Annotated in this window: 6 protein-coding genes and 2 pseudogenes; 5 read left to right on the forward strand and 3 right to left on the reverse strand. The window is 44.1% G+C overall.

Annotated features, from left to right (window positions below):
* The first annotated feature begins 37 nt into the window (after window positions 1-37).
* The 4 genes from C9991_RS15405 to C9991_RS15420 all read left to right on the forward strand — a co-directional run bounded on the left by C9991_RS15405 (window position 38) and on the right by C9991_RS15420 (window position 3,069).
* Window positions 38-721, forward strand: a complete 684-nt coding sequence (locus C9991_RS15405; protein ID WP_106813357.1) for an SPOR domain-containing protein — start codon at window positions 38-40, stop codon at window positions 719-721.
* Window positions 722-892: 171 nt separating this feature from the next.
* Window positions 893-1,486, forward strand: a complete 594-nt coding sequence (folE, locus tag C9991_RS15410; RefSeq protein ID WP_106813358.1) for a GTP cyclohydrolase I FolE — start codon at window positions 893-895, stop codon at window positions 1,484-1,486.
* Window positions 1,487-1,591: 105 nt separating this feature from the next.
* Window positions 1,592-2,284, forward strand: coding sequence for a DUF4840 domain-containing protein (locus C9991_RS15415; RefSeq protein ID WP_106813359.1), 693 nt, complete (start codon window positions 1,592-1,594; stop codon window positions 2,282-2,284).
* Between the two features lie 29 nt (window positions 2,285-2,313).
* Complete coding sequence (locus C9991_RS15420; protein ID WP_106813360.1) at window positions 2,314-3,069, forward strand: exodeoxyribonuclease III; 756 nt, start codon at window positions 2,314-2,316, stop codon at window positions 3,067-3,069.
* A 73-nt stretch (window positions 3,070-3,142) separates the two neighbouring features.
* Here C9991_RS15420 and C9991_RS15425 read toward each other — a convergent pair whose 3' ends face one another.
* The 3 genes and pseudogenes from C9991_RS15425 to C9991_RS15430 all read right to left on the reverse strand — a co-directional run bounded on the left by C9991_RS15425 (window position 3,143) and on the right by C9991_RS15430 (window position 9,401).
* Window positions 3,143-7,594, reverse strand: a complete 4,452-nt coding sequence (locus C9991_RS15425; protein WP_232823368.1) for an Ig-like domain-containing protein — start codon at window positions 7,592-7,594, stop codon at window positions 3,143-3,145.
* Window positions 7,595-7,696: 102 nt separating this feature from the next.
* A pseudogene (locus tag C9991_RS17325) lies at window positions 7,697-8,320 on the reverse strand (leucine-rich repeat domain-containing protein); the annotation flags it as partial.
* A 178-nt stretch (window positions 8,321-8,498) separates the two neighbouring features.
* Window positions 8,499-9,401, reverse strand: coding sequence for an Abi family protein (locus C9991_RS15430; protein WP_106813362.1), 903 nt, complete (start codon window positions 9,399-9,401; stop codon window positions 8,499-8,501).
* Between the two features lie 1,235 nt (window positions 9,402-10,636).
* Here C9991_RS15430 and C9991_RS15435 point away from each other — a divergent pair.
* Window positions 10,637-10,875 (forward strand): annotated as a pseudogene (locus tag C9991_RS15435) (hypothetical protein); the annotation flags it as partial.

Below are 10,875 nucleotides of genomic sequence, written 5' to 3' on the forward strand. Positions count from 1 at the left end.
ATTGCCGTCTCACTGATTTTCAATTTACACACAACCAATGAAATGCTTATACTTCATCTTATGCCTTATGCTTGGCATTGCCACAGCCGCCAAGGCACAGACTTACACACAGCACCTGCAACAGAAACAGCAAGGCAAGGCAAGCGTTGTCGTGACACAGAGTCGCGAGATAGAGGAGTTGGTTAACAACGCCAACGTTAGCGCAAGAGCTCAAGAACCTGTAAAGAAACAAGCAGAGCCTACGCATCAAAACAACACTCCAAACAAAAAGAAGAACAATCAGGATGCTGAGCCACAAAAGCACAACACCCAACAACATAACGGCGACTCAACCAATAATGCCCACCGATCATACGAGCAGACCCATCATGAGCAGGCTCGCCATGAGCCTTCTTCGGAACACGAGACCGAACAGCCTGAGGTAGTTGATACACGCAAGAAGGTTATGCGACGCTCGTACAAGGTCAACGGCTATCGTGTGCAGGTTTTTGCCGGAGGCAATACACGCAACGACAAGATTAAGGCACAGAATGCAGGCAATGCCGTAAAGCAAGCTTTCCCAAGCCAACCAGTATACGTACACTTCTACTCGCCACGATGGATATGCCGTATGGGCAACTACCGCACATACGAGGAGGCAAGCGCCATACTGCATCAGGTGCGGAAGATGGGATACAAGCAAGCTTGCATCGTTAGCGGAAAGATTACAGTAGCGTATTAAAGGAGTTTTGAGTTTTGAATTAGGAATTAGGAATTGTCGGCTACGCCGATGTTGAATTATTCAATTAGGAATTAAGAATTCGCAATAACTCTAAATTTAAAACTCAAAAACTCACAATGCGCAAAGCGCATAATTCAAAACTCAAAATTCAAAATTCAAAACTCAAAACTCATGAACTTGAATCCAGAATACCGCGAGGGACTCGACGAACTCGCATCACACTACAAGTCAGTGCTATCGCTACTTGGCGAAGACACAGAACGCGAAGGACTGCAAAAGACACCTATGCGCGTTGCCAAAGCTATGCAGGTGCTTACACGTGGCTACACACAAGACCCTCACAAGGTTCTTACCGATGCCCTCTTCAAGGAAGACTACAACCAAATGGTGATAGTAAAGGACATCGACGTGTTCTCTCTTTGCGAGCACCACATGCTGCCCTTCTACGGCAAGGCACACGTGGCCTACATACCCAACGGCTACATCACAGGCCTAAGCAAGATAGCACGTGTTGTCGACATATTCTCCCACCGTCTGCAGGTGCAAGAGCGCCTTACACAGCAGATACGCGAGTGCATCGAACAGACGCTGCATCCGCTTGGCGTTATGGTTGTGATAGAGGCCAAGCACATGTGCATGCAGATGCGCGGCGTAGAAAAGCTGGGTTCTATAACCATGACAAGCGACTTCTCTGGAGCATTCGAGCAGGCCAAGACACGCCAGGAATTTATGAATCTCATCAACTCGGATTCAAGAAAATTCTAAAAAAAAATTGTTATACAATGCAATGATTTGCATATTGCTGTATTATATATATGTATAGCATAGGCAAAACGTATAACAATTTTAAAACAATAAAAAAACAAAACAATGAAGAATCTTAAAGCATTATTCTTGCTCCTTATCGGAGCCATTGCAATGTCGCTCACATCGTGCAACACCGACGACGGATACAGCGCCTACACACCCGAACAGCAAAAGCAGATACAAAGCCAGATGTATGGCACATACACCGGCAAGCTGAAAATACAGAAGCCAAGCGCCGACGGCACAAAGTGGGAATCAATGTACAACAATATTACAAGTTGGGACTGCAAGGCTGGCGACCCTTACCGTGGCGAAGACTCGTTGATCGTTGTGCGCAACTTCCCTATCAACATGCTCGACTCTGCCATTTACATCTCGTCTAAAGACGAATCGGACCAAGCTAAGACATTGCGTGCCCTGCGTACAGCCATAAGCAAGCTACCTGCCGAGGATATCAAGTGCAAGTACTTTGTGCCAAGCTCTGACCCGCAGTTTACACTTACCAACGGATACAAGTTTATACTTAACCCCTACATCATCTCAAAGAAGCTTGAGTACAACGGCGAGTCTCACACCGTATACTTCGTGTTCCAGATGAACTACTACGTGGGCATATACACACAGTCGGGCAGCCGAAACATGAAGCTCAACATGCTCTTTGCCTCTATCTCCGTAGACAAGGAACCGGTAGACTATTACCCATCATTCCCAATCAACTACTTCCGTCCGCTCATCGTGACATGCGGATACGAATAACACAATAGAAACAAGCAAAAACGCTATATATGAAATTTATTTCATGGAACGTTAACGGTCTGCGTGCATGCGTGCAGAAGGGATTCGAGGATTCCTTCAGCGCGCTCGACGCAGACTTTTTTTGTCTGCAAGAGACCAAGATGCAAGAGGGTCAGCTCGACCTACAGTTTCCTGGATACACATCCTACTGGAATTATGCCGACAAAAAGGGCTATTCGGGCACAGCCGTATACACACGCCACCAACCGCTATCAGTTACATATGGTATAGGCATCGACCAGCACGACCACGAAGGACGCGTCATTACGCTCGAGATGCAACAGTTCTACCTCGTTACATGCTATACGCCAAACTCGCAAGACGGCCTACGCAGGCTCGACTATCGCATGACTTGGGAGGACGACTTTCTGGCTTACATCAAGGATTTGGACAAGAAGAAACCCGTAGTATTATGTGGCGACCTTAACGTGGCACATCAGGAGATTGACCTAAAGAACCCCAAGACCAACCGCAAGAACGCTGGCTTTACCGACGAGGAACGCGCCAAAATGACACGCTTCCTTGACAATGGTTTTGTGGATACATTCCGTAGGCTGCATCCCGAGGATACTACCTACTCGTGGTGGTCGTACCGATTTAAGGCACGCGAGAAAAATGCCGGATGGCGTATCGACTACTTTATCGTGTCGGAAAGACTGCTCGACCAAATAACTCATGCCTCTATACACAACGAGATATTCGGCAGCGATCATTGCCCCGTTGAGCTGGATTTGGAATTAAAATAATTCATACAAAAAGAGAGGGAGCCACTCTATTGAGCAGCTCCCTCTCTTTTTGTATCAACACTAAAGCACAGCTTTATTTTATATGGAGTTTCAAGGTCATACCCTTGATTCTTACGATATAAACACCAGCCGAATTAAGATCTACCTCATGGTCGGTGCCAATGTATACAGGCACACCAGCATAGTCCACAATCTTGATGATGTCGTTCTCGGCAAGACCAACCACCTTCAAGTGGCGTTTCTCTACTATCAGCTTGACATCACCCATAGCAATACCATTCAAGCCTGTAACCGGTACAACAGTTACTACACAGTTGATAGAGAGGTCAGAACCATCCGTTGTCTTTGCTGTGATGATAGCCTTACCCTCGCTTACGCCAAGGATGTTGCCCTCCTGATCTACATCCACAACCGAAGTCTTGGTCGACTTCCACTCAAGCTGCTTATTGGTAGCATCAATAGGATCGAAGATTACGTTCAGCTTCTTATTCTCACCAGTGTATATTGTCACTGGCGACTCCTCAAACTTGATGCCAACGATAGTAACCACTGGCACCTTCTCCTTCTCCACCTTGATATGACAAACAGCCTTTATGCTGCTGTTTTCTGCCGAAGTAGCGGTGATGTCCGCCTCACCTTCAGCCATGGCCAATACAAATCCGTCTTCGGTGACCATTGCCACCTCATCATTGCTGCTGGTCCATACCACCTTTTTGTTAGCGGCATTGGCGGGATATACAGTAGCCGTAAGCTGTATGGTTTCATCTGGCTTCATTGTAAGCTCAGTCTGGTTGAGCACTACACTTGTCACTTCATCGTCACTCGGAGCGTCGCAACCCTCTACATTGCTGAATCGTTTCCACCAAGCATCTGCCTTATAAGCCTGTTCATGGCCATATACAACGTGCAGCGTTGCATTGGCAAACACATCATTCATTGTCGAAGGATCGTTAACACCGATAAACTCCGGCACCTCCTCGGCATAGCAATAAACATCCTTCAAAGCCGAACAGCCCACAAAGATATCATCGTTTATGTGGTCCATCGTAGCCGGCATCTTGATGCTCTGTATATATGCGCAACCGTTAAACGCGTTGTTGTTGATATACTTAGTACCCCTAGGCAGCACCACGTTTATTATCTCCTCGCCGTCAGCATTGTATATATGCTGTGAAGTGTTGGCTGGGTTTGCCTTGGCATTGTTGAAGTTGGTCTGGGCAAAGCTCTTCATATTGGTGATGAACACCTTGCTTAATACCGGACACTGGTTGAACGCATTGTTGCCAATGGTCATTGTCTCAAGAGCTGTATGGAACGTTACCGACTCCAAAGCCGAGTTGTTCTCGAATGCTGCCGAACCCAAACCTTGCAGACACTCTGGCAATGTTATCTCCTGCAAGTGCTCGTTGTTGATAAAGGCACCTGCCTGGATGTTTGCCAACGACTCAGGCAATGTGATATGGCTGAATCCGCACTCGCCAAACGCATACTCGTCAATATAGTTGAGCGAGGTAGAGAGATTGATGTCGGTAAGACCCTCGTTATAGCGGAAGGCAGAATTGCCAACACTAAGCGTAGAGTTAGGCATGTTGAAGTTGTTGAGCGACGTACACTTGAAGAAAGCGTAATCCTTAATGGTCTTCAACTCACTCTTTCCATTCCACTGCACCTTCTCCAAAGCCGTACAACCATTGAATGCTGCATTGCCAATGGTGTTAAGCTTCAACGATGTGCCGTCGAATACGAATCGCTTCAAACCTATACACATCTTGAATGCCTGTTCGCCGATGTTCTCCAACTGACTTTCGTCAGCCACATTCACACGGTTAAGCTTCTCTGCCTTTATGGCTGCATAAGGCTCCACTGCCTTCACAGTGCGAGGTATATAGATACTCTGCAACTCGTTCTGACAATTAAAGGCGTAGCTTCCCACCTTTGTAACGGTGTACTTATAGCCCTCGTATATTACATTATCTGGAATATTTATAGTACCTGAGTAGCATTGTGCCACCTGCTCGGCATCAAGCGACGTGTTCTTTCCGCCATAGATGCTCGTAACGGTAGCCTCCGACTTCTGCTTGTCTATGATATAGTAGATACCACCCACATAAACCACGTTCTCGTCGTAAACTATAACCTTACACTCAGCTGTAATGCTGCTATCATAGCCCAGCGAATACTTGATGGTGGTGATGCCCGGCTTAACAGCGGTTATCATGCCCTCGCCATCTACCGAAGCAATGCTATTGTCTGCCGAAGCCCACACTACCTCCTTATGCTCGTAATTATCAGGCAACACAGTTACAATCTGCTCTGCATAGCTTTCGCCCTTACGCAGGTTGATGGTCTTGGTAGAAAGGTCAATGACTACAGGTTTTACCGTCACCTTGCAAGTAGCCGACACTTCTGAGCCATCGGTAGCAGTGGCTGTAATGTTGGCATATCCAACCTTAAGACCCTTCACAACACCTTCTTGTGTTACAGTAGCAACATCTTCATTATCGCTGGTCCACTTCAAAGTCTTGTTGTCGGCAAGCTCAGGGGCTATATTTACCTCTATTCGCTTACTCAACGTGTGAAGCAGAGAAATCTCCTTAGGCATCTCTATTTGGCTCACCTTTAGTGGTGTTACATGTATCTTGGTAGAAGCCGATATGCCAGAACCATCGGTTGCTGTGGCTGTAATAATAGCATCGCCCACCTTGTGTGCTGTTATCACACCCGTGCTCTCATCCACAGAAGCAATATAAGTAGCATTGCTGCTCCACTTCAGTTTATGATTGTCCGAAGCAAGCGGAAGGATAGAATACTCCAACTTCATGCTTTCTGTCTTCACTATCGACGATTCAGCAGGCAATGATATTGTGCTTACTGGTAGTCCCAATACCTGTACCTCAAATACACATGACAGATTAGAGCCGTCTGTAGTTTCTGCCTTAACCTTAGCTGTACCCTTCTTCAAGCCCGTCATCATTCCGTCTTCTGTAACGGTGGCAATATCAGGCGTCAGACTTGTCCACTTAAGTTTCTTATTGTCAGCCTCAGCAGGAGTAAAGTTGGCTTCCAACTGTGTTGGAATTGTCTTCACAACAGATGCTGTCTGCAACGAGAAGTCGCTTACCATCAATGGAGTCACCTCCACCTCGCAAGTGGCACTCATGCCAGAACCATCTTGTGCCTCTGTCTTTATCGTAGCCTTACCCACCTTATGCGCTACAACTATTGCCTCAAGCGGATATACAGCATTCATATTCTGTACCACAGTAGCCACGCTCTCGTCGCTACTTGTCCATACCATACTCTTATTGTCTACCTCCTCCGAGTTAAGAATAAGCGTTATTGTCTTGTCCTCAGTCTTGATTATAGAAACTGACGGTTCTGCAAAAGTCATTGTTTCCACCTTCAACGGTTCAATGTTGACATCAACAAAAGCCTTGAGGTTTGTTCCGTCTGTTGTAGATGCTGTTATGCGCGTAGTGCCTACCTTCTTGCCTGTAACAACTCCTTCATTGTCAACAGTAGCAATATCTGTTCGACTGCTCGTCCATGTCAACTTCTGGTTATCCGATTCTAACGGCTCAACAACCACCTTAATCTTACCAGTCTTAGTTTTAACAACAGAGACTGGGGTTGTGGGTAGAGATATCGAACTAACAGGCAGACCCGTTACCTCCACATTAAAAGTCTTAGAGATGTTTGAGCCATCTAATGCCTCAGCTTTTATTTGAGCTGTACCCATCTTCAATCCTGTCAGCATTCCGTCTTCTGTAACTGTGGCTATATCAGGAGTCAGACTTGTCCACTTAAGTTTCTTATTGTCAGCCTCAGCAGGAGAAACTTTTACTTCCAGCTGTGTTGGAATAGTCTTCACAACAGATGCGGTCTGCAACGAGAAGTCGCTTACCATCAATGGAGTTACCTCCACCTCGCACGTAGCGCTAATGCCCGAACCGTCCTGTGCCTCAGCCTTAATAGTGGCCTTTCCTATCTTATGGGCCGTAACTATGGCTTCAAGAGGATATGAAGAGTTAGGATTCTGAACAACAGTGGCAACACTCTCGTCGCTACTTGTCCATACCATACTCTTATTGTCTACCTCCTCTGAGTTAAGAGTAAGCGTTATTGTCTTGTCCTCTGTCTTGACTATAGAAACCGACGGCTCTGCAAATGCCATTGTCTCTACATACAAAGGCAATATCGTTAAATTAGTCGAAACCGTTATGTCAGTACCATCTTTTGTTTTTGCTGTAATTACGGTTTTGCCTAATTTCTTTCCAGTCACAACACCATTGGCATCAACAGTTGCCACCTCAGGATTCTCAGAGCTCCATTCAAGCTCTTTAGTTCCTGCATTTTCTGGCAATATAGTATATTCTAATTTTGTCGGTTTTGCTTTATTTACAGATACTTCTTTAGCCAACGAAACAGAGCTTGTCGGATATAAAGGATAGATGCCTTTGGCACTATTCCATGCATCACTTTGCTTATATTTCTCAACCGACTCTTTAGGAACATAAAGTCTCATTGTATTATTAACTACACTTGTGTTATGTGTATTAGTATATTCATATAGAACACAGCTTGGTGGCTCTACAGCCAAACATAACATACTCGTCAAATGACTACATTCCTTGAAGCAATCTTCTCCCAAAGAAGTTAGAGCAGATGGCAACTCAATACTTGTCAAGCTTCTGCACCTCTCGAAGCAATAAGCCCCTAACGATGTTATACTTGATGGCAAATTGATACTTGTCAAGCTACTGCAAGAACTGAAACAAGATCTCCCTATCGATGTTATACTTGATGGCAAATTGATGCTTGTCAAGCTTCTGCACCTCTCGAAGCAATAAGCCCCTAACGAGATTATACTTGATGGCAAATTGATACTTGTTAAGCTTTCGCAATACCGGAAACAAGATGCCCCTAACGAGGTTATGTTAGATGGCAGCTCAATACTTGTCAAGCTACTGCAACCAGAGAAACAATAATCCCCTAACGATGTTATACTTGATGGTAAATTTATACTTGTCAAGCCGCTGCACCCCTCAAAACATCCTTCCCCTAACGATGTTATACTTGATGGTAAATTTATACTTGTCAAGCCGCTGCACCCCTCAAAACATTCTTCCCCTAACGATGTTATACCATCGGCCAAATAGACACTTTTCAAATTGCCACAATTAAAGAAACATCGTCTTCCGAACGAAGTAATACCAGATGGCAGCTCAATACTTGTCAAGCTACTGCATCCGCTGTATCTGTTATCAGTTGATTATCAGTATTATACGCTCTAAACGGTAGAAAAGTGACTGTGTGGATTCTGTTTAGATACGAAAAGGTGAAGATTTAACGTTTTTAACCTTCTGTCACACCGAATTTACAAAAAATGTGGGTGATGTGAGGTGGTTAGTAGTCACTCCATATACCTTTTATTGCCACAATGGTTCGTTCTCCCAACCAGAAGGAAAACCAAGGGCAGCCTTATCTATTTCTGAAAACGTAGCAAAAAGTCTGTTCATCTTATCAAGCATATCATTGTTAGATGATATGATGTCAAGGAAATATTTGATGATGCAGATTGTGAAATACACTCTTTGAGGGTTTGTTGGCAGGGTAATCCAGGAATGAGCAATTCTTCTTGGAGTAACAGGCATGATAGAACTTACCTTGTTCCACACTCTTGAATGGTGACAACAGGCATTTCGCAACAAAGTCAAAGATGTTATCCAAGATTCCAAGACGATAGGTTGCAAGCCGAAATAATGAGAGATGCGCTTGCGTATCTTGTCTGCTTTCAGATTACGGTAAACCATGTTCACATTGCCCATCGTCAGCAACTCACCCAAAATCCATGATGGAGGATATGGGTCGCAATAGCTGTTCTTGAAATGCTTGATAAATTCTTCTGTTGATTTCGTATATTCTCTGTTGATGGTGTTCTTTGTTTCTTGAAAAGTTCTTTGGTTGGCAAAGTGAACAGAATTTGTCAGCCAATAAATATCTCCTGTCATCTGCACTGGAATATTCATAATGGCACGACGAATAGCAATCTCTACTTTCTCAATCTCATTGAGAAGAAGCATACGCAACTTCTTGTCGAAACGATAGAGATTCAACACTTGTTGGAAAGTTGTACCATCTTTATACTGATGAGTTTCCTTTGGAGCTTTCAAGAATGGGTACATATAGGCAGAAAGACGATAGTACCCGATGCTCTCCAAATACCGTACCGCTTTGTCTTCATCGGAAATGACAAGCCCACGACTTTTCAACAGAGCCATCAAGTCTGCCTCTGCCATATAATGTTTCATGAAGTGCGGTAATCTTTCCATTAGCGTATTTTGAGAGTGAACGTATATATACAAAAAAGCCCCACGCATTTGAGCATCGTTGAGAGGCTTGGTGGGAACTGACGGTGCAAAGATACGAATAATCATTGAGAATACAAACTTTTTAGCAAGAAAAATCACGCAAAAGTGGAATTCTTTGACATATTTATATTTAATAATGTTAAATCAGACCTTAAAATCATGTTTTGTTAGCTAAACATAGTGGTTTCCAAAGTAAAATTGTTACCTTTGTAACGTCTATACCCATACCGAAAGCCCCGATGGGCAGAGGTTGGGCAGACATACATATGGTAAAAGGCGTTTTTGTACGCTTTGGTTTTGACGCTATAAGAATCTCGCAAATTCAACGACAAGTCAAGAACAAAGCAACAAAGAACGCCTCATGAGGTGTATTATATACAGCCCTTATTGGCTTCGGACGATTCTATTGTTCGTTGTCAAGAGTGCTTTCTATATACTTACACTGGCGTGGGGCTTTCGGCGGTGTATCAGCGTTGTACATTGAAAGACGATATTTCTTATTTGTTACCTACTTGATTATCAGTAGGTACACGAAAACGCAAACGTAAGCATCATTTTATTGGGTGACAAGAAAGAACCAACAAAATGAAAAACAAATCCTGTGCAACAAATTTTGCTACCCAACAACCATTTTCCCTGTTACTTCTACTTCAAGAACCATTTTTACTGGCGGAAAGAAAAAAGATGTGTTACTTGTCTATGGCAGCCAACCAAAGCCAATACACAAATATAAATTCATTCATCTTAGGATATATATACTAATGGATTGGATGAACTGAACGAATTGCGGAGCGATAGCCCAACCGTGCCATGTGCAGTATTGGGTTGTCGCTCTCTTTCTTTCCGCCAGTAAGAACTCTTGTATGATTTCTGTTACTTTCCACTTGTAATCGCTTGTTTCAAGTCGTTCTTGGCTTTTTTATCCTTACAACTCAACTTTTCTAATTGTTACTCCGTTACATGAATCTTCATCACCATTTCTGGGCTTTGATAAATTTGGTTGCAAAGGTAATGTCTGTACCCATATTCCTTGCAAGGTCAGTGCCTATGGTCTCTTGCTAAAATCTCCACCTTGCAGGTCGTATTTGAGCAGAGAACCTTGCAGGAAAAGCACAGACACCTTTTGAGGCAACAAAATTTTAATCAATCCCGAAATTGCAGATGCAAAATTAGGGAATAAAAAAAAATGAAGACTTATGGCAAACATTTGTGACACTCAGTACAAGGTGATGGGCGAACGCAAGGCGGTAGCCGACCTTTGGAACACGCTCCAAACAATGGAGGTGAACACCAAGAACGTATATCTCTACAAGTTGGCGGAACACTATGGCATCGACTATGAGAAGATGGGCATATCGGTAAGAGGACATGTCTATTGGGCAGAGTTTGAGGCAGACGATGACATCTGCTTGTTGTCCTTTGACACCGAAAGTGC

The organism is Prevotella merdae (assembly GCF_900290275.1).
GTDB classification, from domain to species: Bacteria; Bacteroidota; Bacteroidia; order Bacteroidales; family Bacteroidaceae; genus Prevotella; species Prevotella merdae.